Origin of the sequence: Streptomyces malaysiensis subsp. malaysiensis (genome assembly GCF_040653035.1) — a bacterium.
GTDB lineage: Bacteria > Actinomycetota > Actinomycetes > Streptomycetales > Streptomycetaceae > Streptomyces > Streptomyces malaysiensis.
Genome location: NZ_JBEZNG010000007.1, coordinates 195,090 through 220,715 on the forward strand (window position 1 = coordinate 195,090; position 25,626 = coordinate 220,715).

Sequence of the window (25,626 nt, forward strand, 5' to 3'; positions counted from 1 at the left end):
AACTTCCGGGGACGGGGGCGTCCGCGTCACGAGAGCTCCTCGTCGAGGAAGTCGAAGATCTCGTCGTCGGTGGCCGACTCGAACTTGTCGGCGGCGACGACCCCACCGTTCGCGGTCTCCGTCTGCTGCCCCGCCGTCAGCTTCGCCAGGACCTGCTGCAAGCGCGAGGTGAGACGTGCCGTGGCGGCTTCGTCCGCCACCACCTCGGCGAAGGAGCGCTCCAGCTTCTCCAGCTCCGACAGAACCGGCAGCACCAGCGATGCGTCCGGCCCTTCCGCGACGAGCTCCTGCGCCAGGTAGCCGGCCAGCGCCCTGGACGTCGTGTAGTCGAACAGCAGGGTGGCGGGGAGCCGCAGACCGGTCACCGTGCCCAGCTGGTTGCGCAGTCCGACCGCGGTCAGCGAGTCGAAGCCGAGCTCGAGGAAGCCACGGTCGGGGGCGATCATGCGGGGGCTGTCGTGGCCCAGGGCCATGGCCGCGTGCTCCGTGACCAGTTCGAGGAGCGCCTGCTGCCGGGCGGCGGGGTTCATCGAGCCGATCCGGCGGCGCAGTTCGGCGGGGTCGGCACCGGAACCGCCCGTGGACGCCTTCGCGGGGCCGCGCCGGGCCGTGGTCCGGATGATGCCCCGCAGCAGCGCCGGGATCGGCCCGTCCTGGGCTCGCCACGCCGCGGCGTTGAGCCGTGCCGGGACCAGAGTGGCCGCGTCGATGCCGCGGGCGGCGTCGAACAGGGCCAGTGCCTCCTCGGAGGACATCGGGGTCACGCCTTCGCGGGCGAGGCGCCGCATATGGGCCTCGTCCAGCTTGCCCGTCATACCGCTGCGCTCCTCCCACAGGCCCCAGGCGAGCGACTGGGCGGGAAGGCCCTCGGCCCTGCGCCGGTGGGCGAACGCGTCCAGGAAGGCGTTGGCGGCCGCGTAGTTGGCCTGGCCGGTGCCGCCGAGGGTTCCGGAGAGCGAGGAGAAGAGCACAAACGCGGACAGGTCGAGACCGGCGGTCAGCTCGTGCAGATTGAGCACCGCGTCCACCTTGGGCCGCAGCACACGGTCCACCCGCTCGGGCGTGAGGGCTTCGACGACGCCGTCGTCCAGCACTCCGGCGGTGTGCACCACGGCGGTGAGCGGGTGTTCGTCCGGCAGGGAGGCCAGAAGCGCGGCGAGGGAGTCGCGGTCGGCGGTGTCACAGGCGGCGACCACGGCGTGGGCACCGAGGTCCGTCAGCTCCGTCCGCAGTTCGGCCGCGCCGTCCGCGGCGAGGCCGCGGCGGCTGACCAGCACGAGGTGGCGGACGCCGTGCTCGCCGACGAGGTGCTTGGCGACCAGGCCGCCGAGGCCGGATGCCGCCCCGGTGACCAGGACGGTGCCCTGCGGGTCCCAGGTGACGCCGGTCGTGACCGACCGTGCGTCGCCCTGCTCGGACGCGCTGCCGTGCGCCGCCACCCGGGCCAGCCGGCCGGCCAGGACCGTGCCGTTCCGGACCACGATCTGTGGTTCGTCGGTGGTGAGCGCCGCCGGGAGGATCCGGCGCGAGCCTTCCCTGTCGTCCAGGTCGGCCAGGACGAACCGGCCGGGGTTCTCGGACTGGGCCGAACGCACCAGGCCCCAGACGGCCGCACTGGCGGGGTCGGCCACATCGGTGTCATCGCCCGCGGCGATGGCCCCCCGGGTGAGGAAGACCAGCCGGGAGCCGCCGAGGCGGTTGTCGGCCAGCCAGCTCTTGAGCAGGTCGAGGGCGTGGTGGCCGGCTTCCCGTACCGCCTCCGCCAGTTCCCGCGTCCGGCCGGTGCGGGACACGTTCGCGGCGAGTACGACGTCGGGCGCGGTCGCGCCCGCGTCGATGGCCTCGGCCAGGGCCGCGAGGTCCGGGTAGGTGTCCACGGTGACATCGGCCGATCCGAGGGCGCCGGTCAGCTCGGCCCGGTCGGGTCCGACGAGCGCCCAGCGCCCGGCGGCCGCGCCGCTCGTCTCCGGGGCGGTCGGCACCCAGTCGACCTGGTACAGCGACTCGTGCGGCTGGGCGGAGTTGACCTGCTCCGGGGCCACGGGCCGCAGTACGAGCGAGTCGACCGAGGCGACGAGCGCACCGGAGACGTCGGTGACGTGCAGGGAGACCGTGTCCTCGCCGACGCTGGTCAGCCGCACCCGCAGCGCGGACGCGCCGCTTGTGTGGAGGGTCACCCCGTTCCACGAGAACGGGAGGGTGCTGCCGTCGCTGCCGGACGGCTTGAACGCCACGGTGTGCAGCGAGGCGTCGAGCAGCGCCGGGTGGAGACCGTAGCGCGCGGCCTCGCCCTCCTGCGCCTCGGGCAGGTCGACCTCGGCGAAGACCTCGTCGCCACGGCGCCAGGCGGCGCGCAGCCCCTGGAAGGCCGGGCCGTAGGCGAAGCCGACGTCGATGAACCGGTCGTAGAGATCGGCCACGTCGATGGCCTCCGCCTCCGCGGGCGGCCACACGGCGAAGTCGGCGGCCACGGACTCCGGGGCCGTGGTGGACGGGTCCCTGCTGAGCAGGCCGGTCGTATGGCGCGTCCAGGGGTCGTCCGGGTGGGCGTCCTCGGGCCTGGAGTACAGATTGAGCGAACGGGCGCCGGACTCGTCCGGCTCGCCCACGGCGAGCTGGATCTGGACCGCGCCCCGTACGGGCAGGACCAACGGCATTTCGATGGTCAGTTCCTCCACCCGCTCGTAGCCCACCTGCTCGGCCGCGCGCAGGGCCAGTTCCACGAAGGCCGTGCCGGGGAAGAGCACGGTGTCCGCGAAGGCGTGGTCGGCCAGCCACGGCTGGGTGGCGACCGACAGGCGCCCGGTGAACAGGTAGGTGTCGGTGTCGGCCAGGGCGACGGCGGCGCCGAGGAGCGGATGGTCGGGCGAGTCCAGGCCCGCCGATGTCACATCTCCACCGGCGGCCGGCGCGGCTTCGAGCCAGTAGCGCTGCCGCTGGAAGGCGTAGGTGGGCAGCTCCACCCGCTGGGCGCCACGCCCGGCGAACACCGCGTCCCACTTCACCGTGGCGCCGTGCACATGGAGTTCGGCCAGCGCCATGGTCAGCGACTGAAGCTCGGGCCGGTCCTTGCGCAGTACGGGCACGAGGGCGGGAGCCACCGCGCCACCGGGTTCTGCGGCCGTCAGGCAGTCCTGCGCCATCGCGGTGAGCACACCGTCCGGGCCCACCTCGACGAACGAGGTCACGCCCAGGTTCTCCAGGGTCCTTACCCCGTCCGCGAACCGCACGGCCTCGCGCACATGCCGGACCCAGTACTCCGGCGAGCACACCTCGTCCGCGTCGGCCGGGGCGCCGGTGACGTTGGACACCAGGGAGATGGTCGGCGGGGCGAACAACAGCCCCTCGACAACCTTCCGGAAGTCACCGAGCACACCGTCCATGCGCGGGGAGTGGAAGGCGTGGCTGACGCGCAGGCGGCGTGTCTTACGGCCCTCCCGCTCCCACTGTCCGGCGATCTCCAGCACGGCGGGCTCGTCGCCCGCGATGACCACGGCGGTGGGGCCGTTGATGGCCGCGATGCTCACCTCGGCCTCACGACCGGCCAGCGACGCGGCGATCTCCTCCTCGGGCGCCTGGACGGCCACCATCGCGCCACCTTCGGGCAGCGCCTGCATCAGGCGGCCACGGGCCGCCACCAGGGCGCACGCGTCCTCCAGGGAGAACACCCCGGCCACATGGGCGGCGGCGACCTCACCAATGGAGTGGCCGATCAGCACATCCGGGGTGACACCCCAGTGCTCCAGCAGCCGGAACAGCGCCACCTCGATGGCGAACAGCGCGGGCTGGGTGAACGCCGTCTGGTTCAGCAACTCGGCGTCGGCACTGCCCTCGACCGCGAACATCACCTCGGTCAGCGGCCGGTCGAGCAGCACATCGAGGTAGGCGCACACCTCGTCCAGCGCCTGGGCGAACACCGGGAAGGCGTCGTACAGCTCCCGGCCCATGCCCAGCCGCTGCGCGCCCTGGCCCGAGAACAGGAACGCCGTCTTGTGCTCGGCCCGTGCCACGCCCTGGATCAGCGTGGCCGCGTTCCCGCCCGCCGCCAGCGCTTCGAGCCCGGAGCGGAACTGCGCCGGGTCCTCCGCGACCACAGCGGCGCGGTAGGGCAGTGCGGAACGGGTGGTCGCCAGCGAGTAGCCGATGTCGGCGACATCACCGGCCCGCGCGGTGCGCACACCGTCGAACTCGCTCAGCCGCCCGGCCTGAGCGCTCAGCGCATCGGGGTTGCTGCCCGAGAGCAGCCAGGGAACCACCGTGATACCCGCGGGCGAACCGGTGGCCTCGCCACCCGTCTCCGGCGACGGCGACTCAACGGGGTCGGCCGCCTCGATGATCGTGTGCGCGTTGGTGCCGCTGATCCCGAAGGACGAGACGGCCGCCCGGCGCGGGCGGTCCGTCTCCGGCCACGCGGTCGCCTCGTTCAGCAGCGACACGGCGCCACTGGTCCAGTCGATATGCGGCGAGGGCTCGTCCGCATGGAGCGTCTTCGGCAGCACACCCTCGCGCATGGCCATCACCATCTTGATGACACCCGCGACACCGGCCGCGGCCTGCGTGTGCCCGATGTTCGACTTGATCGAGCCCAGCCACAGCGGCTGGTCCTCGGAACGCGCCTGGCCATACGTGGCCAGCAGCGCCTGCGCCTCGATCGGGTCACCCAGCGAGGTGCCCGTGCCATGGGCCTCCACCGCGTCCACATCGGCGGCCGACAGACCCGCGTTTTCAAGGGCCTTGCCGATCACACGCTGCTGCGACGGGCCGTTCGGCGCCGTCAGACCGTTGGACGCGCCGTCCTGGTTGATCGCCGAACCCCGGACGACGGCCAGCACCTTGTGGCCGCGGCGCCGGGCGTCCGACAGCCGCTCCACCAGCAGCAGGCCCACACCCTCGGACCAGCCGGTGCCATCGGCCTCGGCGGAGAACGCCTTGCACCGTCCGTCAGGCGACAGCACACGCTGGGCGCTGAACTCGACGAACGTGCCCGGCGTGGCCATGATCGTCACACCGCCGGCCAGCGCCATGTCGCACTCGCCCTGGCGCAGCGACTGGCAGGCCAGGTGCAGGGCGACCAGCGACGACGAACACGCGGTGTCCACCGTCACGGCCGGGCCCTCGAAGCCGAAGGTGTAGGAGAGGCGGCCGGAGGCGACGCTGGACGCGCTGCCGAGTCCGAGGTAGCCCTGCACACCGTCCGGCGCGCTGATCGCCCGGCCGCTGTAGTCCTGGTAGTTCGAGCCGATGAAGACGCCCGCCTGGCTGCCGCGCAACGCCGCCGGATCGATTCCGGCCCGCTCGAACGCCTCCCAGGACGTCTCCAGCAGCAGCCGCTGCTGGGGGTCCATGGCCAGGGCCTCACGCGGTGAGATGCCGAAGAAGTCCGGGTCGAAGTCGGAGACGTTGTCCAGGAACCCGCCGGTGAGCGCGTAGGTCTTGCCCGGCTTGTCGGGGTCGGGGTCGTAGAGCCCGTCGAGGTCCCAGCCACGGTCGTCGGGGAACCCGGAGATCGTGTCGACTCCGGCGTTCACCACGTCCCACAGCTGTTCAGGGGTCCGCACACTGCCCGGGAAGCGGCAGCTCATCGCCACGATCGCGATGGGCTCGTCGAACGATTCCGATCGGGTCGGCGTGACCTCGGCGGCGCCGCCTTCCTCGGTGCCGAACATCTCACCGTTCAGGAACCGCGCCAGCACCGTGGGCGTGGGGTAGTCGAAGACCAGGCTGACCGGCAGCCGCAGCCCGGTCGCCGCGCCGATCCGATTGCGCAGTTCAACGGCGGTCAGCGAGTCGAAGCCGAGGTCGCGGAAGGCACGGTCCGACGCGACCGCGTCCGCGCTGTCGTGAGCGAGGACATCGGCGGCCTGGGCGCGCACCAGATCGCGCAGCGCGGCTTCGCGCTTCTCCCGGGGCAGGGCTTCCAGCCGGTCGTGGAGTTCCGCCCGCCCGGGGTCGGCGCCACCCGGTGTGGACTGCTTCCCCGTGGCCGTGGTCCGCGCGCCGCGCAGCTCGCGGAAGAGGGGGCTGTCGACGGAGTCCGCTTCGAAGCGTGTCCAGTCGATGTCGGCGACGGCGAGGAATGTCTCGTCGTGGTCCAACGCCTGGTGCAGCGCCGAAATCGCCAGCTCGGGGGACATGGCCAGCATCCCCGAGCGGCTCATCTGCTCGCCGACCGCACCGGAGACGAGGCCACCGCCGGCCCAGGCGCCCCAGCCGATGGAGGTGGCCGGAAGGCCATCCGCGCGCCGCTGCGACGCCAGCGCGTCGAGATAGGCATTACCCGCCGCGTAACTCCCCTGACCCGGACCACCCAACGTGCCCGCCGCCGAAGAGAACAACACGAACGCCGACAGATCCATCCCCGCCGTCAACTCATGCAGATTCCACGCCGCATCCACCTTCGGACGCAACACCCCAGCCGCACGCTCCACCGTCAGGGCGTCCACGACGCCGTCGTCCAGCACACCGGCCGTGTGCACCACGGCGGTGAGCGGCAGCTCCGAAGGAATCGCCTCCAGCACTCCGGCCAGCGCCCCACGGTCCGCCGCATCACACGCCGCCACCGTCACCCGGGCCCCGAGCTCCTCCAACTCCGCCTTCAGCTCGGCGGCACCCTCGGCCTCCATCCCGCGACGACTCGTCAGCACCAGATGCTCGGCACCCGTACGCGCCAGCCAGCGAGCCACATGGCCACCCAGCGCACCCGTACCACCGGTCACCAACACCGACCCACCCGAACGCCACCCACCGACACCGGTGGCCTCAGACGCGGAAGCCCGCACCAGCCGCTTGACGAACACACCCGAACCACGCACCGCGACCTGATCCTCACCGCCCGCGCCTGCCAGCACTCCGGCCAGCCGGACCAGCGCCCGGCTGTCCATGGTCTCGGGCAGGTCCACAACACCGCCCCAGCGCTGGGGATACTCCGCCCCCACGATCCGGCCCAGGCCCCACACCATCGACTGCACCGGGCTCACCAGCCGGTCGGAACGACCCACCGACACCGCGCCCCGGGTACCACACCACAGCGGAGCCACCACACCCGCATCGCCCAGCCCCTGGACCAGACCCACCATCGCGGCCAGACCACCCGGCACCACACCGAACGCCGGATGCCCGGACTCGTCCAGCGCCAGCAGCGAGAACACACCCGCCACGTCCGACGGCTCCACCGCCACGCCGTCAAGCGCCACGCGCAGCCGCTCCGCAACCGCCTCGCGGTCATCCGCGGCCCCGACGACCACGGAGACCACATGCGCGCCGCGACCGGTCAAGCCGTCCAGCACGGTGGCAGCCAGGGTCTCGTCACCACAGGCTTCCGGAACGGCCACGAGCCAGGTGCCCGAGAGCGTCGACTCGGACGCGGACGCCAGGGGCTTCCAGACCGCCTTGTAACGCCAGCTGTCCACCGTGTTCTGCTCACGCCGCTGACGGCGCCAGGACGACAGCGCGGGAAGCAGCGCCGTCAGCGACGACTGCTGCTCCTCGTCCTCCACCTCCAACGTCCGCGCCAGCGCCTCCAGATCCTCGCGCTCCACCGCCTCCCAGAAGCGCGCGTCCACCGCATCGGCGCTCAAGCCGTCACCGGCGGCCGCCACCTCAGCGGCCGAGAGGGCGTCCAGCCAGTACCGCTGGCGCTGGAAGGCGTAGGTCGGCAGCTCGACACGGCGGGCACGGTGTCCGGCGAACACCTTCCGCCAGTCAACCGTGGCCCCATTGACATGGAGCTCGGCGGTGGAGGTCAGGAACCGCTCCAGACCACCCTCGTCACGCCGCAGCGTGCCCACGACCACGGCCTGTGCCTCGGCGGCCTCCACGGTCTGCTGCACGGGAAGGGTGAGCACCGGATGCGGGCTCACCTCGATGAACACGCCGTGCCCGGTGTCGAGCAGGGTGCGGGTGGTGGCCTCCAGCTCAACGGTCTGCCGCAGATTCCGGTACCAGTACTCGGCATCCAGACCGGCCGTATCCACCAGCTCACCGGACACCGTGGAATAGAACGGCACCTCCGAGGAGCGGGGCTCCAGATCCGCCAGGACCCTCAGCAGCTCCTCGCGGATCCCCTCCACATGCGCGGAGTGCGAGGCGTAGTCCACCGGAACCCGGCGGACCCGCACCTCCTCACCCTCCAGCTCCGCCACCATCTCATCCAGCGCACCCGGATCACCCGAGACCACGACGGAACCCGGACCGTTGACCGCGGCCACCGAGATCGCACCGTCCCAAGCGGCGATGCGCTCCTTGGCCCGGTCCGCCGACAGTCCAACGGACACCATGCCACCGCGGCCCGCCAGACCAGCGGCGATGGCCTGCGACCGCAGCGCCACCACCTTCGCGGCGTCCTCCAGCGACAACGCACCCGCGACGCAGGCCGCGGCGATCTCACCCTGGCTGTGACCCATCACCGCATCCGGCTCCACACCCACCGAACGCCACAGCTTCGCCAGCGACACCATCACCGCGAACAACACCGGCTGCACCACATCCACCCGATCGAAACCGGGAGCACCCTCGCCACCACGCAGCACCTCGGTCAGCGACCAGTCCACATACGCCGACAGCGCCGTCTCACACTCGCCGATCGCCTCCGCGAACACCGGCGAGGACTCCAGCAGGCCCACCGCCATGCCCATCCACTGCGCCCCCTGGCCGGGGAAGACAAACACCGAACGGCCCCGCGCATCAGCCACGCCACGCGTCACACCCGAGGCCACCTCGTCCCCGGCCAACGCGCCCAACCGCTCCAGGAGCTCCGCACGGTCAGCTCCTGTCACCACCCCGCGGTGCTCGAACACCGAGCGCGACGTCACCAGCGAGAACGCCACAGCGGCGGCGTCCAGCTCCGGGCGCTCGGTCACGAACTCCCGCAGCCGCTCGGCCTGCGCCCGCAGGCCCTCCGGGCTGCGGCCGGACACCAGCCACGCCACCGGACCGCCGACGGCCTCGGCCTCGGCATCCTCGGCCGCCTCGACCTCCGGGGCCTGCTCCAGGATCGCGTGCGAGTTGGTCCCGCTCACGCCGAAGGACGACACGCCGGCGCGGCGCGGGTGGTCCGACTCCGGCCAGGCGGTGGCCTCGGTGAGCAGCGCGATGTCGCCCGCCGACCAGTCCACGTGCTGTGACGGCTCATCGATGTGCAGCGACTTCGGCAACACGCCGTGCCGCATCGCCATCACCATCTTGATGACACCGGCCACACCGGCCGCCGCCTGCGAATGGCCGATGTTCGACTTCACCGATCCGAGCCACAGCGGCTGGTCCGTGGGCCGGTCCTGGCCGTAGGTGGCCAGCAGAGCCTGCGCCTCGATCGGGTCACCCAGCGACGTACCCGTACCGTGCGCCTCCACCGCGTCGACCTCTGCGCCCGACAGCCGGGCGGTCTTGAGCGCCGCGCGGATCACCCGCTGCTGGGACGGGCCGTTCGGCGCCGTCAGACCATTGGACGCACCGTCCTGGTTGACCGCCGAGCCCCGGACGAGGGCCAGCACCTCGTGGCCGTTGCGCCGGGCGTCCGACAGCCGCTCGACGAGCAGCAGCCCGACGCCCTCGGCGAAGCCGAATCCATCGGCGTCATTGCTGAACGCCTTGCACTTGCCGTCGGCGGACAGCGCGCGCTGACGGCTGAAGTCCACCAGTCCGGCCTGTGTGGACATCACCGTCGCGCCACCGGCGAGCGCCAAGTCGCACTCGCCCTGGCGCAGCGCCTGGACCGCGAGGTGCAGCGCGACCAGCGACGACGAGCACGCGGTGTCCACCGTCACGGCGGGCCCCTCCAGGCCCAAGGTGTAGGAGATACGGCCCGAGGCCACGCTGCCCGCGCTGCCGGTGCCGAGGTAGCCCTCAAAGCCTTCGGGGGCGTTGCCTTGCAGCCGGGTGCCGTAGTCGTTGTACACAACGCCGACGAAGACGCCGGTCCGGCTTCCCTTCGCCGACTCGGGGTCGATACCGGCCCGCTCGAACGCCTCCCACGAGGTCTCCAGCAGCAGCCGCTGCTGCGGGTCCATCGACAGCGCCTCACGAGGCGAGATCCCGAAGAACGCCGGGTCGAACTGGTCCGCGTCGTAGAGGAAGCCACCGTTGCGGGCGTAGTACGTGCCCTCGCGCGCGGGGTCCGGGTCGTATGTCGTCTCGAGGTCCCAGCCACGGTTGGACGGGAGCGAGGCGGTGGCGTCGGTGCCCCCCATCACCAGGTGCCACAGTTCCTCGGGCGTCCGCACACCACCGGGGAATCGGCAGCTCATGGAGACGATCGCGATCGGATCGTCGTCCGTGCGGGACAGGGCCTCGGCTGGTCCGCCCGCCGCCGGTGCCGCGGTGGCCGTGCCCTGGGACCCGAGGATCTCCGAACGCAGATGGCCCGCCAGTACCGTCGGGTTCGGGTAGTCGAAAACGAGCGTCGCGGGGAGCCGCAAACCGGTTTCCGCGCTCAGCCGGTTGCGCAGTTCCACGGCGGTGAGCGAGTCGAAGCCCAGCTCCTTGAAGGGCCGTCCCACCTCGACGGTGTCCGAGTTCGCGTGGCCCAGGGCGGCGGCCACCTGGATACGGATGAGCTCCTCCAGCAGGAACTGCTCCTGGTCCGCCTCGGACATGCTGACCAGTCGCCGCCGCAGGCGGGCGGCGATGTCGTCCACGTCCGCGTCTCCGGCACCGGCGACGCGCCGGACCGTCATCCCCGGTACGACATTGCGGAAGAGGGCGGGGAGTTCGGCGCCCTGCGCACGCAGCGCCGGGATATCCAGCCGGAAGAGAACCGGGACGACCGCGTCCGAGACCAGGGCGGCGTCGAACAGCTCAAGGCCCTCGTCCGTGGCCAGCGGCAGCACGCCCGAGCGGGATATTCGCTGGATGTCGTCCTCGTCGAGGTGTCCGGTCATGCCACTGGCCTCGGCCCACAGACCCCACGCCATCGACACACCCGGCAGCCCCTGAGCCCGCCGCCACGACGCGAGACCGTCCAGGAACACATTCGCCGCCGCGTAGTTGCTCTGCCCGGCACCACCCAGCACACCAGTGGCCGAGGAGAACAGCACGAACGCCGACAGGTCCATCCCCGCCGTCAGCTCATGCAGATTCCACGCCGCGTCCACCTTCGCCCGCAACACCGGCTCAACCCGCTCACGCGTCAACGACGTCAGCAACCCGTCATCCAGCACACCCGCCGCATGCACCACACCGCTAAGCGCAAAACCCTCCGGCAACCCCGACAACACCCCGGCCAGAGCCTCACGATCCGCGGCATCACACGCCGCGATCACCACCTCAGCACCCGCCCCCTCCAACTCCGCCCGCAACTCCGCAGCGCCCTCAGCCTCCGCACCACGACGCGACAGCAACACCAGCCTGCTCACCCCATGCCGCACCACCAGATGCCGCGACACCACACCACCCAACACACCCGTACCACCCGTCACCAACACCGCACCCGAACCAAACCCACCCGACACCTCACCCGGCGCCCGCACCCGACCCAGACGCGGCACCCGCACCACACCCGAACGCACCACCACCTGCTCCTCACCCAGAGCCAGCACCCCGGGCAGAACACCACCGACACCCTCCACATCATCGGTATCCACCAGCACCAGACGCCCCGGATTCTCCGACTGCGCGGACCGCACCAAACCCCACACCGCCGCCCCGGCCACATCCTCCACACCATCGCCCACATCAACAGCACCCCGCGTCACCACCACCAACCGCTCACCCGCCAGATCCCCATCCCCCACCCACGCCCGCACCCGCTCCAACACCCCAAGCACATGCCCATACGCCTCACCCACCACATCCGGACCCTCGGAAACGACCCGCACCACCTCAGTCCGCGACGCCACCTCACCCCCGGCCGCCACAGCCCCAGGCACGTCCACCCACTCCACCCGGAACAACCCATCCCGCGCCGCTCCGCCGACCGCGTTCAGCTGATCCGCGTCGACCGGGCGCAGCACCAGCGACTCGACCGAGGCCACCCCACGCCCGGACTCATCCCCCACCAGCACCGACACCGCATCCGACCCAGCACCCACCGACGCCAACCGCACCCGCAACGACGTCGCACCCACCGCCTCCAAAGCGAACCCACGCCACGAGAACGGCAACAAACTCCCCGAACCACCCGCAAGAACCCCACTCACACCCAACGCATGCAACGCCGCATCGAACAACGCCGGATGCAAACCGAACTGACCCGCCCGCTCCCGCTCCCCCTCCGGAAGCCCAACCTCAGCAAACACCTCACCATCACGCCGCCACGCACGCCTCAACCCCTGAAAAACAGGCCCATACTCCAACCCGTTCTCCACAGCCCGCACATACTCACCCGACACATCAACCAACTCAGCCCCCACCGGAGGCCACACACCAAAGTCGTACTGGGTCTCGGAGCTGGGCACGGCCGAACCGAGCACACCATGGGCATGCCGCATCCATGCCGCGCCCTCGCCGTCCGCCTCCTCCCGCGAGTACACGCTCACCTCACGGAAGCCGGAAGCGTCGGCCTCCCCCACCTCAACCTGGAGGTGTACGCCACCCTTCTCGGGCACGATCAGCGGCGCTTCGATGACCAGTTCCTCGACCCGGCCGCAGCCGACCTGATCGCCCGCCCGTACCACCAGCTCGACGAACGCCGTCCCCGGCAGCAGCATCACCCCGTGTACGGCGTGGTCCGCCAGCCACTCATGCGTGGCCAACGACAACCGCCCGCTCAGCAGCACCCCGCCACCGCTCGCCAACGACACCACCGCACCCAGCAACGGATGCCCCAGCGAACCCAACCCCACCGAACCCACATCACCCACACCGGCGGGAGCGTCAAGCCAGAAGCGCTCGTGCTGGAAGGCGTAGGTCGGCAATTCAACGCGGTGGGCGCCGTGTCCGGCGAACACCTTTTGCCAGTCAACGCGCGCCCCGCTGACGTGAAGCTCAGCGGCGGAGGTCAGGAACCGCTCGGCCCCGCCCTCCTCGCGCCGCAGTGTCCCCACGACCACGGCCCGCGACTCAGCGGCCTCAACTGTCTGCTGCACCGGAAGGGTCAGCACCGGATGCGGGCTGACCTCGATGAACACGGTGTGGCCCGCGTCGAGCAGCGTGCGAGTCGTGGACTCCAGCTCAACCGTCTGCCGCAGGTTCCGGTACCAGTACTCGGCGTCGAGACTCGCCGTGTCCACCAGCTCACCGGTCACCGTCGAGTAGAACGGCACCTCCGAGGACCGCGGCTGAAGGTCCGCCAGAACCCTCAGCAGCTCCTCACGGATCCCCTCCACATGCGCGGAGTGCGAGGCGTAGTCCACCGGAACCCGACGGACCCGGATCTCCTCACCCTCCAGCTCCGCAACCATCTCATCCAGCGCGTCCGGGTCACCGGCCACCACGACCGAACCCGGACCATTGACCGCCGCCACCGAAATCGCCCCACCCCACCGGGCAATACGCTCCTCCGCCTGCTCCGCGGACAACCCCACCGACACCATGCCACCACGACCCGCAAGCCCCACCCCGATCGCCTGCGACCGCAACGCCACCACCTTCGCCGCATCCCCCAGCGACAACCCACCCGCCACACACGCCGCAGCAATCTCACCCTGACTATGACCCATCACCGCATCCGGCTCCACACCCACCGAACGCCACAACCGCGCCAACGACACCATCACCGCAAACAACACCGGCTGCACCACATCCACCCGATCAAAACCAGGCGCACCCTCAACACCACGCAGGACCTCGGTCAACGACCAATCGACATACGCCGACAGCGCCGCCTCACACTCACCAACCGCCTCCGCGAACACCGGCGAGGACTCCAACAACCCCACCGCCATACCCACCCACTGCGCCCCCTGACCCGGGAACACAAACACCGAACGACCAGGCGTTTCGGCGTCACTTCCGTGGATCACACCGGGGAGCTCGGCGCCCTCGGCCACCGCCTCCAGACGCTCGATGAGCTCCTGACGGCTGGTCCCGATCACCACGGCGCGCTGCTCGAACGCGGCCCTGGTCGTCGCCAGCGAGAGCGCCACATCGGCGGCGCTCAGCTCCGAACGCTCCGCCACGTACTCCCGCAGCCGTTCGGCCTGGGCCCGCAGCGCGGCGTCGCTCTTGCCCGAAACGGCCCATGCCACGGGGCCCGCGACACCACCGCCGGCGGGCTCCTCGGCCTCGGTGTCGGCCTCGACCTCCGGGGCCTGCTCCAGGATCACATGCGCGTTCGTCCCGCTCACACCGAACGAGGACACACCGGCCCTGCGCGGCTCACCCGTCTCCGGCCACGGCCTCGCCTCGGCCAGCAGCTCGACCTGGCCCTCGGACCAGTCCACGTGGCTCGACGGGGCGTCGACGTGCAGCGTCTTCGGCAGTACGCCGTGCCGCATCGCCATCACCATCTTGATGACACCGGCCACACCGGCGGCGGCCTGTGTGTGGCCGAGGTTCGACTTCAGCGAGCCCAGCCACAGCGGCCGTCCCTCCGGCCGGTCCTGCCCGTACGTGGCCAGCAGCGCCTGTGCCTCGATCGGGTCGCCCAGCGTCGTACCCGTACCGTGCGCCTCGACCGCGTCGATCTGGCTGGTGGTCAGCTCGCAGTTCTCGAGGGCCTGCCGGATCACGCGGCGCTGTGACGGGCCGTTGGGGGCCGTCAGTCCGTTGCTCGCGCCATCCTGGTTCACGGCGGAGCCGCGCACCACCGCGAGGATCTGGTGACCGTTGCGCCGCGCGTCGGACAGCCGCTCCACCAGCAGCACACCGATGCCCTCGGACCATGTGGTGCCGTCCGCCGAGTCCGCGAACGCCTTGCACCGGCCGTCGACGGCCAGTCCGCGCTGTCGGCTGAAGGTGACGAAGCCCTTGGGGCTCACCATGACGGTCGCACCGCCGACCAGCGCCATGGAGCACTCGCCCTGACGCAGCGCCTGTGTGGCCAGGTGCAGGGCGACCAGCGCCGATGAGCAGGCGGTGTCCACGGTCAGCGCGGGGCCTTCGAAGCCGAAGGTGTAGGAGACACGGCCGGAGGCGATGCTGGTGGTGGCGCCGTTGTGGAGGTAGGGCTCGATCTCGTCCGGGATCTGGGCGGCCTCGGACGCGTAGGTGGTGTGCATGGCGCCGGTGAAGACGCCCGTCTGGCTGCCGCGCAGGGACGCGGGGTCGATGCCCGCCCGCTCCAGCACCTCCCACGAGGTCTCCAGCAGCAGCCGCTGCTGGGGGTCCATGGCAAGGGCCTCACGGGGCGAGATGCCGAAAAACCCGGAGTCGAATTGGTCCGCGTCGTGGAGGAATCCGCCTTCGCGTACGTAACTGGTACCCGGATGGTCCGGGTCCGGATTGTAGATCCCTTCCACGTCCCAGCCGCGGTTTGTGGGGAAGGGCGAGATGCCGTCCGCTCCGTCGGCTACCAGCTGCCACAGGGCCTCTGGGGAATTCACTCCACCCGGAAATCGGCAGGCCATACCGATGATGGCAATGGGCTCGGTCGCCGAACTGATCAACTGGCGGTTCTGACGCCTGAGCCGCTCGATTTCCTTGAACGACTTGCGCAGCGCTTCAACGGCTTTGTTCTGGTTGGATGCAGCAGGCATCAGAAACTCCACACTTAACGCGTCGTTCGCTGGGAGAGCTCAACGGCCCTAAAAGTTATGAAACACGCATTGCCAGACGGACACCGGCCACACTAGCCCTAGTCCCGTAAGGGAAACCCTAGAAACCCACGCAGGCTCGGTCGACGCTCCCGGTAGCGTTCCCGGGATTCGGTTTCACCAGCGATTCACCGGCGCGTGTGGCGTTTGCCACTGTGGGTTCTCCGCCGCTATTCGCGCTCCGTTTTTGACGCCGTTTTCACGCGCCAGGGTCTTCTTCGATGCGGATCGCACCGGTGGGGCAACGGGATACGACTTCGCGCAGGGCGTCCAGCCGTCCGGCGTCGGGTCGTGCGTCGAGCAGGACGACGGTGCCGTCATCGTCGCTCTGGTCGAACAGGTCAGGCGCGATGAGCGCGCACTGACCCGCCGCACAACACGCCTCACGGTCGGCGGTGATCCTCATCGGGTCTCAGTCCTACCTTGTCATTCGGGATGAGCGGGCCGTCAACGGAGTTGACCGGCCCAGGGATCCGGGGGTGACTCGGGCCGGCACATCGACGTTCCGCGGGCCCTCTCGCGTGACGGACGGTGCGAGAACTCCACACCGTCCGCCACATTCGACGCCGTTCGGCGTCTCGATCAGTCGTCCCAGGTGACGGGAAGCGACCTGGGGCCGTAGTGCACGAAGTCGTCGCGCATCTGGATCTCTTCGGACGGCACGGCCAGTTGGAGCGTGGGGAACCGGTCGAAGAGGGCCTCGTAGCCGACGCGCAGGATCGTGCGGGCGAGGTGCTGGCCGAGACACTGGTGAACACCGTGGCCGAGCGCCAGGTGCCCATGGTCCGTACGGCCGATGTCGAGCTGGTCGGGGTTGTCGTAGCGCTCGGGGTCGCGGTTGACGGCGGGGAGGGCGACGGTGACCACCTCGCCCTTCTTGATGGTCTGGCCGGCGAACTCGACATCTTCGAGCGCCCACCGGCTGGCACCGAGGTGGGAGATGGTGAGGAAGCGGAGGAGCTCCTCGACCGCGGCCCCCATGAGCTCCGGGTCCTCGTGGAGCTTGGCCAGCTGGTCGGGGTGCTCGAGCAGGGTGAAGATGCCCATGGCGAGCATGTTGCCCGTGGTGTCCATGGCCCCGGTGATCAGCGTGGCGGTCATGCCCATGAGTTCTTGCTCGGTGAGCTGCCCGCCACGGATGAGGTCCCCGAGGATGTCGTCCCGGGGGTCGTCCATCCTGGTCGGCACGAAGCGGGCCAGGAATCCACTCATTCCGGACACGGCGGCCAGCGCCTCGGGGACGGTGGAGGAGAGCCGTCCGAGGGTCTCCACATGCCGCTGGAGGCTCTTCCGCTCGGATTCGGGGACGCCGATCATCTCGCACATCACCCGGGAGGGAACGGATTCGGTGAAGACATCGACCAGATCGGCACCCGGCCCGGCCTTTTCCAGGTCGTCGAGTTGTTCATGCACGATTCGCTCGATCATGGGGGCGAGCTGACGTGTGCGACGGACCGTGAAAAAGCCTGTGATGAGCTTGCGATACTTACTGTGGACCGGGTCGTCCGTCTTGGCAAAGGCGCCCGGATCGGCCGGGCCATCGTACGCCAACTCCGTGGGGACGGGAGAGATTATCCCTTCCTGGCGGGCGCTGAAGCTCTTATGAGTGAGCAGTTCCTTGGCTTCGGCGTGACGGGTGATGAGCCACCCGGGCGTGCCGCCCGGATAACTCATGCGGGTAATCCTCTCCTGCTCGCGCAGGGGGGTGTAGCCATCGGGAGGATCGAAGGGGCAGCTCCGCTTGGTGGGCAGTGACACAGCGGGGTGCGGGGCGTCGACCAAGACTCCTCCATCGATTTTTTAACCCATGCATCGAGGTCGTCGGCGGCTACACCGGCTGGCTCGATGTCGATGCTAGCTTCGCCGTCGACCCTAAAGCGCGCCAAAAGGCCCCCATGGGCAACCTCTGCGAATTTCCTTAGACAAGGGCGAGAGCCGTTGACCTCATCCGCGCGGGTGAACCCACCGCGCCGGGCGCGACGTCCGAGCGTCGCGGCCTCACCACTCTTCATCCCCTCTTCCCCCGGTGCGTCCTCTCCAACCACACATGTTGGCCATCATGTCTGGCACGAGGCCGCTCCGGCACGGGCCGCGAGCTCCCCAACTCCATGGAGACGTAGGGGAAACACGGGGGTGACGGCCTCGTCACGCCCGTGGTGCCACCCTTCGTCGGGAAGTGTCAGCGGGACGCCACGTTCCTGTCGGCACCGACATGCGTGGGAGGGGTTCCGTCCGATGCCACCGCCGAAGGCTCTCGCGCTGCGGCCCAGGGTGTCGAAGACAGTACCCGCCCCCACACAGAATCGGCCAGAGGTACGCGGCACACAAGATCAGCCAGAGCCGCGCGGCCTCGCACGGCACCAGTTCCCTCCGTCCAACGCGGCGGTGACGGCCGCCCTGTCCGGCGGGCGCGGACCTGCCGTGCTGCCGCCTTCGCCCACCCGGCCGCCGCCTGCCGGCCAGGACACGGTCGGCAACGGCGCGGTCGCGGCGGCCCGCCGCACCGAGCCCGGTCCCCGGCGGCCGCCCATGGCCGATCCCGAGCCGGCACCGGTGGACAGTGCGGAGGCGAGGCCCGCAGCCGCCGCCCCGGAGGCCGCCCCGAACGCCACGCCGAAGGCCGAGTCCCGGCCCGCCCCGGATGCCGCGCCGGAGGCCAAGGCCCGGCCCGGCCCGGACGCGGATCCGAAGTTCACGACGCTGAAGAAGGACGTACGGAGCAAGAAGCGAGCGGTCGCGAGCTCGCATCCGCCCCCGAGGGCGGAGGCCGGGGCCGCGCAGGACGCCGCCCGGCCGCCCAAGGACGACGAGGAGGCGCAGGGCAAGACCGCCAACGCCGAGAAGATGAACGAGGCCAAGCCGAAGGACTTCGACAAGGACGCGTTCATCAGGGCGGTCGAGAAGGCGATCGCCGAGAAGGCACCGAAGAACCTGGACGAGGCGGACAAGTTCGCCGACTCCGGCAAGGCCGATGAGGTACGCGCGGAAGTGCACGGCAAGGTCGGCGAGGGCACGTCGGACTCCGCCCAGCAGATCGCCACCACGACCGCCGCCCCGCCGGACACCTCGGCGGCCGTCCCCAAGAAGGTCGTGCCGCTGGCCCCGGACCGGCCCCCTGGAACGCCGGGCACGCCCGACCCGGCGAACGCCGTACCGGACAAGCTGCCGCCGTCCGCCACCGATCTGTCCGCGGGCCCCGACAAGCTCAACCGGCGGATGACGGACGCGCAGGTCACCGAGGGCCAGCTGAAGAAGTCCAACGAGCCCGCCTTCAAGAGCGCGCTGAACGAGAAGAAGGCCGCCGAGCGCCACTCCGCGGTAGCCCCCGGCCGGATGCGCGGACATGAGAAGAAGGAGCTGAACGCGGCCACCGCGCGGGCGCGACGGCTCGGCGCGGCGTCCATGGGGGCGATGGGCGCCCAGCGGGTGCGGACCGGGCAGCGGGTCGGTGCGGGCAAGACCGGCGCCAAGGGCCGGGACGAGGACAAGCGGGCCCAGGTGACGACGCTCCTGCAAGGGGTGTTCGACACGATGAAGAAGGACGTCGAGGCCATTCTCGACGGCCTCGACAAGCTGGTCGACGATCAGTTCGGCAGGGGTGAGAAGGCGGCGCGGGACGCGTTCACCGCCGAGCACCAGCGGAAGATGGACGAGTACAAGGACCGCCGGTACTCGGGTGTGACGGGCAAACTGCGCTGGGTGCGGGACAAGTTCGCCGGGCTGCCCGCCGAAGCGGACAAGATCTTCGAGGAGGCCCGCGACAGCTACGTCCGGCGGATGCGTCAGGTGATCTCGGACGTCGCCGACACCATCGGCGCGGAGCTGAACCGGGCCAAGCGCCGTATCGCCCAGGGCCGGACCGAGTTGCGGGAGGCGGTGCGCGGGCTCCCGGCCGATCTGCGGTCCATCGGGCAGCAGGCGGCCGCCGAGTTCACCGACAGGTTCGATGAACTCACGCAGTCCGTGGACGACAAGGGCACTCAGCTCGTCGACACGCTGGCCACCAAGTACACCGACGCGCTGAGGTCCGTGGACGACGAGATCGCGGCGGAGAAGGAGAAGAACAAGGGCCTGGTGGCCAAGGCCGTGGACGCGGTCAAGGCCGTGATCAACACCATCCTGGAGCTGAAGCGGCTGCTGCTGTCGGTTCTCGCCAAGGCCGCGTCGGCGGTCATACTGATCCTCAAGGACCCGATCGGCTTCCTGCGCAACCTGGTGTCGGCCGTCGGCGCCGGTCTGCGGCAGTTCCTGCGGAACATCGGCCGCCACCTCCAGCAGGGCATCCTGTCCTGGCTGCTGGGCAAGACGGCCGAGGCGGGCGTCGCACTGCCGTCGAGGTTCGACACCCAGGGCGTTCTGCGGATGCTCGCCTCTCTGCTCGGGCTGACCTGGCAGTCGATCCGCGCCCGTATCGTCCGCAAGGTACCGAAGATGGAACCGGCGGTCTCGGCGGCCGAGACGGCGGTGCCGCTGGTCGCGGAGGTCCGCAAACGGGGCGTCGCGGGGATGTGGGACGACCTCAAGACGCGCGTGGGGGACCTGCGCAAGGACCTGCTGGACAAGGTCATCGCCTACGTCACGCCGACGATCGTCGTCGCCGGGATCATGTGGGTGATCTCGCTGCTCAACCCCGCGTCGGCGTTCGTCCGCGCGGTGAAGCTGATCATCGACATCGTGCGCTTCATCGTCACTCGGGCCCGCCAGATCGTCGAGTTCGTGAACGCCGTGCTCGACGCGGTCATCGCGATCGCGGGAGGCGGCAGCGGCGGCGTCCCGGGCCTGATCGAACAGGCCCTGGCCCGCTCCATCCCCGTCCTGCTCGGCGTCCTCGCCGCGATCCTGGGAGTCGGCGGCATCGCCTCCCGGGTCAAGGGCATCGTCCAGGCGATGGCCAAACCGGTGAACCGGGCGGTGGACTGGGTGATCGACAAGATCGTGGGCCTGGTGAAGAAGCTATGGTCCAGGATCAAGCCGAAGTCCGACAAGACGAAACCGAAGCCGAAGCGCCGCCCGGACCCGAGGCGGCGGGGCGGCCCGCGCCGACGGCGGCGTCCGGACCAGCGGCGACGCCCCGACCGGCGCGGGCCCAAACGCAGGGGCGACCCGAAGAAGAAGCGCCCGGACAAGCGGTCCCGGAAGGACATCCAGCGCGCCCTGGACGCGGCCTTACGCGAGGCGACGCGCCTGCTCGACGCGGAAGCAGCCACGGAGGAGTCGATTCGGGAAGGGCTCCCGGCCATCAAGAGACGCCACCGCCTGACCCGGATCGAGCTGAAGAAGAAGGGGTCCGACACCTACGCCGTGATGGTGGCCATCAACCCCTCCAAGAGCACCTCGTACAAGGAGCTCTTCCCGTACCGGATCGACCGGGCCCAGGGGAAGTTCCCCATCAAGCGCCACCCGCACGCGGTCGTGCAGCTCCAGCCGATCGACCAGCCCATCGAGGGGAACGACCGCTGGATCGGCTTCGTCGTCAACATGGCCGCCATCCCCGGCGAGATCACCAAGAACCCCACGGTCGCGACCCGCTACCTGGACAAGGCGTGGCAGGGCACGGGGGCCCTGCACGCCCAGGACATGGCGGCGGCGCGAACCGCCGTTGTCATCGGCATCAACTCCTTCGAGCGGCTCAATCCGCAAGAGGGCGACGCCATCGGGGGCGCCATCAACAGCGTCGGCCGAAAGCCCGAGCTCCTGATGGCGGTGTTCGGCTTCGTCTGGACCCCCAGATGGGTCAAGGGCAAGCGCAATCGCAAGGTCGGCATCGAGGAGGTACGCGCGGCCTACCAGCAGCTCGAAGCCTCCAACAAGCGGCGGGCCGAGGCCAACGAGAAGGGTCTGCGCGACAAGGGCGCGCTTCCCTACGGCATCTTCCGCGACGAGGTGATCCGCTCGGAGTACACCAAGTCGGCGGTGAACATCCTCAAGGACGTGAACCAGCAGGTCCACATCGTGAGCCAGGACGCCGACACCGGCGTCGCCGCCATCAGCGGCGTGGGTGTCCTCAGAGCGTATGAGAAGGTGCTCACCGAGATGGGGGTTCATCCGCTGCTCACGATCGGCGGCTACCACTTCGACGACTTCGACTGGGGCAGGAAGGCCGACCGCCGCGCGAAACAGCTGACGCGGCTGGCCAACGAGCTGGACCGGGCCATTCGGGTCGGCATCGCCAAGAAGTATCCGCAGATGCTCTACCCGACGGAGCCGAACCTGCTCATCAAGGCGTGGGACCATCAGGAGGGCCGCGTCAGCGGGATCTTCCAGGACGCCCGGGGCCTCGCCCTGCTGGAGGTCCAGGGCCTGCTCTTCGGTGCACGCGGCGCCGAGGGCCGGGCGATGCGCAACGCGCTCATGAAGGCATTCGGCACCGACTTCTCCGTGGCGTACGCACCCGACGCCAGCACCGGCACGAGCCCGCTCCCCGGCGACGAGGCCCGGGGCCTCACCGTCACTCCGCTGGCCGTCCGCCGGGCCGCCCAGGGCAAGATGCGCGTGCGCGGCGGCGAGGAGACGCTGCGCACCGCGCACCGGATGTACGCGCTCATCATCCAGTCGCAGTCGAACGCCAGCGCCCGTACCCTGGCCAGGGAGTTCACCCGCGCCACCCCAGGACTGGACGAGACGGCCCAGCGCCTTCTTCAGAACAAGATCTTCTCCTATGTCGAGGACACCGCCATGCTGATGGCCGACAACCCGAGCCTGACCGGCGGAAGCCCGGCCGTCAGAGCGCTCAAGGAGCGGCTCGACGCCGATGTCGAGGCCCTGAACAGGCTTCAAGCGGTGGGAGAGGACCCCGAGTTCCAGCGGGCCGTCGACAAGGCGCATGAGACGACCCAGGAGATCATCTCGGCGATGACCGCTTCCCAGCTCGCCAAGCTCTGGAAGAACATCAGCCTGGCCCTGGACGCCGTCACGAAGAAGCCGTCCGAAGGCAGAGGCCGCCGAGGAGGCCGGCGATGACCTCGGACGCCGTCGACCGACTGCGCGCCGAAGCCGCACGCGACGACTACGCCTCGATGGCCCGGCTGGCGCGAGCGCTGTACGGGATGGGGCTCGGCCCGCACGAGGTGCTGCACCAGTGCTATGGCGTCGCGTTCCCGCAAGAGGTCTTCATCATCGCGGAAGGGGGGCTGTGGCGGCTGCGTCTGCTGGCGCTCTTCACCAACCAGCCCTGGCAGCTGGCCGTACCACCCGACCGGGGCGGCCCGGCGGCCGAGCCCGACGGCCTGATCGACACCGAACTGCGGCTCCTGGCCGGGGACCTCGACCTGATGCCGCTCGTCCGCGTTCCCGCCGCCGATCCCGGCCGGGAGGACCGGATCGTCTGCTACCGGCTCGGCGAGCTGCGCGCGGGCCGTTCGACGGTCTTCCGCCTCTTCGAGTCCTCCGCCGCCGAGGACGCCCTGGCCTGTGGCGGCTCCCTGCTGGAGGTCCTGCACACCGAGCACACCGCGTCCGTCCGCCGGTTGGAGAAGGAACTGCGCTCCCCGTCGAACTGGGGCGCCGGTTCGGTGGACGACGACGAGGTGGACCGGGCGTACGCGTCTCTGGAGCGCGTAGAGGAGTTGCAGCGGCAGGTCGCCGAGCGCCTCGCCGAGGGTCAGGGGGACGCTGGCGGCTGAGCGGCCTTCGGCTTCAGCACCACCACCGCGCCCGCCGGTTGGGGCACGACAGGGCTCGTACGGGCCGCCGCGCCCGCCACCGCCGCGTTGCCCAGCTGGTCCTGCCCGGCGAGCAGACGTTCGACGGCGGTCGGCGGCTGCGCCGCGGGCGGCGCCGGGGCCGCGGCGGGGACCTGATGGGTGGCCACCGCCGTTTCCTGCGGTCGGGCCGGTGGGACCGGGGCCAGCAGGCGGTGGAGGGAGAGCGGCGGTTCGGTGGGCAGCATCGGCTTCACCCCTGGGATGCGTTGTCGAGCAGATGGGCGTGCGGGCCCAGTTCGGCCGGGCGGAGCAGGCGGGCCTCGCGCTGGAACTGGCGTGCCACACCCCGTACGACATGGCGCATGGCAATCGTATCGCCGCCCCCGTCCGCCGCCGCCAGTGCCGCGGTGCGGGCCGCCGCGGCGATGGCGGCGCCCGTCATGTCCAGGCGGGCCAGGGCGTCCACGTCCACATCGGGGGCGAGGGGGGCCTCCTCGGGAAAGGCGAGGCGCCACAGCCGGCGGCGTTCGGCGGCGGCCGGGCGGGGGAAGTGGACGACGAAGTGGAAGCGCCGGGTGAAGGCCGGGTCGATGTTGTCCTTCAGATTGCTGGTCAGGATGACCAGGCCGTCGCTGGCCTCCAGGCGTTGCAGCAGGTAGCCGACCTCCAGGTTGGCGTAGCGGTCGGTGCCGTGCTTGACCTCGCCGCGCTTGCCGAAGAGGGCGTCCGCCTCGTCGAAGAGCAGTACGGCGTGGCTCTCCTCGGCCTGCCGGAACGCGGTCTCCATGTTCTTCTCCGTCTCGCCCACCCATTTGGAGACGACCTGGGCGAGGTCCACCTTGAGCAGTTCCAGGCCGAGCATGCCGGTGACGATCTCGGCGGACATGGTCTTGCCGGTGCCGGGCTCCCCGGTGAAGAGCGCCTTGACCCCGCCGTGCCCGGACCGGCGGGCGAAGCCCCAGCTCTCGGCGATCCGGGGCCAGGCGCGGAAGGCCGAAGCGATCTCCAGGATCTGGCGGAACTGGACATCGGGCAGGACCAGGTCCGCCACGGTGCGCCGGGGTGTGATCGAGTGGACGGCGCCGCCGCCGCGGCCGCGGGTGACGGTGGCGATGGCGGGCTCGACATGGGCGGCGACCGGCTCCGGGTGCCCGTTGCCGGCCAGGCGTGCCCCGGCGTCCGCGACCGCTGCGACGGCGCGCAGTTCGCCGCCGCTCATCCGGTAGCGGACGGCGAGGTCTTCGAGGAGGGTTCCGTTCAGGTCCGGGAGCGCGGCCGACCACATGGCCCGGCGGTCGGTGAACCCCGGTACGGGCACGGTGAGTTCGGCGTAGGCACGGGCGGCGAGCAGCCCCGCCGGGCGCCACGGCTTCAGGCCGGTCAGGCACACCGGTACGCGCGAGCGCAACAGCGCGGCGGACACCGCGTCGGCGGTGGGCCGCCGCGGCTCGCCGTGCAGATCGTCGGTGGGGATCCACAGCACGGCGCCCAGTACGGCGGCCGTCCGCAGATCGGCCTCGGGGTCGGCGGTGAGGGTGCGCAGCGGCGCTCCGGCGGACCGGGCCAGCGCCTGTACGGCGTCGAGCTGGCCGTCGGGCGGGCAGCCCCACAGCCCGGCCAGGTCGAGGTCGCCCGCGCCCAGCGCGCGGCCCAGTCGGGTGAGCGGTGCGGAGGAGAGATAGGGGGACAGCACGCGCGGCTCGGGCGGGGCGACCTCGCCGGGGTCGTGGCCGAGCAGTCCGACGTCGCCGCCCCAGCCCAGCAGGAAGTCCAGCACCCCGGGGGCGGGGATGAGCTCCTGGGCGAGTTCGACCGCGGCCTCGCCGTGTTCTCGCAGCAGGCCGTACCGGCGCAGCGGGGCGGCCGGGCCGAGGGAGCGGCGCAGGGCGAGGCGGGCCGCGGCGCTGTTCGCGCCCACGGCGATCAGCAGTTCCACGCTCGGCAGCCGCCGGTTCAGGTTGTCCACGATGTAGGCGTAGATCCGCTCATAGCCGCGGTCGAGTTCGGGCGCGGCGGCCAGGAGCAGGGCGTCCTGCTCGGCGCGGGTCAGGCCGAACCGGGTGGCGAGCGCGTCCAGCGGCAGGGCCGTGCCCCCGGCGGACGCGCGCCGCCTCAGATCGCGTTCGGCTTCCGGCTCCGGCTGCCTCGGGGCGTACGGCTCGGCCATCGTGTCGGCGAAGGCGTGCACCTCGCCGAGCAGCACATCGACCTGTTCGTCGGTCACGCAGTACGGGGTGAGGTCCGGTCTGGTGAGCCGGGCGGCGAGTCGGGCCTGCCGCTCGACGGCGGCCCTGAGCGCGCGGTGCAGGCCCGCCAGCCGGATCCGCAGATGCTCCACCGCGGGTTCGCCCATATGG

Annotated in this window: 7 protein-coding genes; 2 read left to right on the plus strand and 5 right to left on the minus strand. The window is 70.6% G+C overall.

All coding sequences use genetic code 11. The features are described 5' to 3' along the window. Nucleotides 1–26: 26 nt before the first annotated feature. The 3 genes from AB0E24_RS16935 to AB0E24_RS16945 all read right to left on the minus strand — a co-directional run bounded on the left by AB0E24_RS16935 (nucleotide 27) and on the right by AB0E24_RS16945 (nucleotide 17,054). Nucleotides 27–15,569: a type I polyketide synthase gene (locus AB0E24_RS16935; RefSeq protein ID WP_359377768.1), complete on the minus strand. Its 15,543-nt coding sequence runs from the start codon at nucleotides 15,567–15,569 to the stop codon at nucleotides 27–29. 256 nt (nucleotides 15,570–15,825) lie between these two features. Beyond that, nucleotides 15,826–16,032 (minus strand): ferredoxin, encoded by a 207-nt coding sequence (locus AB0E24_RS16940; protein ID WP_069860755.1) that lies wholly within the window; start codon nucleotides 16,030–16,032, stop codon nucleotides 15,826–15,828. A 176-nt stretch (nucleotides 16,033–16,208) separates the two neighbouring features. Further along, nucleotides 16,209–17,054 carry a cytochrome P450 gene (locus AB0E24_RS16945; RefSeq protein WP_234701112.1) on the minus strand — a complete coding sequence of 282 codons (846 nt, stop codon included), beginning with the start codon at nucleotides 17,052–17,054 and terminating at the stop codon, nucleotides 16,209–16,211. 993 nt (nucleotides 17,055–18,047) lie between these two features. Here AB0E24_RS16945 and AB0E24_RS16950 point away from each other — a divergent pair. Further along, nucleotides 18,048–22,586 carry a hypothetical protein gene (locus AB0E24_RS16950; protein WP_359377773.1) on the plus strand — a complete coding sequence of 1,513 codons (4,539 nt, stop codon included), beginning with the start codon at nucleotides 18,048–18,050 and terminating at the stop codon, nucleotides 22,584–22,586. Beyond that, the gene (locus AB0E24_RS16955) at nucleotides 22,583–23,248 is read left to right on the plus strand and encodes a hypothetical protein (protein WP_102936372.1); all 666 of its coding nucleotides are present in this window, start codon (nucleotides 22,583–22,585) and stop codon (nucleotides 23,246–23,248) included. Before AB0E24_RS16950 ends, AB0E24_RS16955 begins: the two co-directional genes overlap by 4 nt. Here the strand turns inward: AB0E24_RS16955 and AB0E24_RS16960 are convergent. Together AB0E24_RS16960 and AB0E24_RS16965 are read right to left on the minus strand one after the other, a co-directional pair. Beyond that, nucleotides 23,227–23,514 (minus strand): hypothetical protein, encoded by a 288-nt coding sequence (locus tag AB0E24_RS16960; protein ID WP_079260202.1) that lies wholly within the window; start codon nucleotides 23,512–23,514, stop codon nucleotides 23,227–23,229. The genes AB0E24_RS16955 and AB0E24_RS16960 overlap by 22 nt on opposite strands. A gap of 5 nt (nucleotides 23,515–23,519) precedes the next feature. Continuing rightward, nucleotides 23,520–25,622: an ATP-binding protein gene (locus AB0E24_RS16965; RefSeq protein WP_359377776.1), complete on the minus strand. Its 2,103-nt coding sequence runs from the start codon at nucleotides 25,620–25,622 to the stop codon at nucleotides 23,520–23,522. Between the last annotated feature and the right edge of the window lie 4 nt (nucleotides 25,623–25,626).

Bases quoted from the DNA above. Each gene is read 5' to 3' on its own strand.
- AB0E24_RS16935 (WP_359377768.1), bottom strand. From the start codon at position 15,569: ATGCCTGCTGCATCCAACCAGAACAAAGCCGTTGAAGCGCTGCGCAAG.
- AB0E24_RS16940 (WP_069860755.1), bottom strand. From the start codon at position 16,032: ATGAGGATCACCGCCGACCGTGAGGCGTGTTGTGCGGCGGGTCAGTGC.
- AB0E24_RS16945 (WP_234701112.1), bottom strand. From the start codon at position 17,054: ATGATCGAGCGAATCGTGCATGAACAACTCGACGACCTGGAAAAGGCC.
- AB0E24_RS16955 (WP_102936372.1), top strand. From the start codon at position 22,583: ATGACCTCGGACGCCGTCGACCGACTGCGCGCCGAAGCCGCACGCGAC.
- AB0E24_RS16960 (WP_079260202.1), bottom strand. From the start codon at position 23,514: ATGCTGCCCACCGAACCGCCGCTCTCCCTCCACCGCCTGCTGGCCCCG.
- AB0E24_RS16965 (WP_359377776.1), bottom strand. From the start codon at position 25,622: ATGGGCGAACCCGCGGTGGAGCATCTGCGGATCCGGCTGGCGGGCCTG.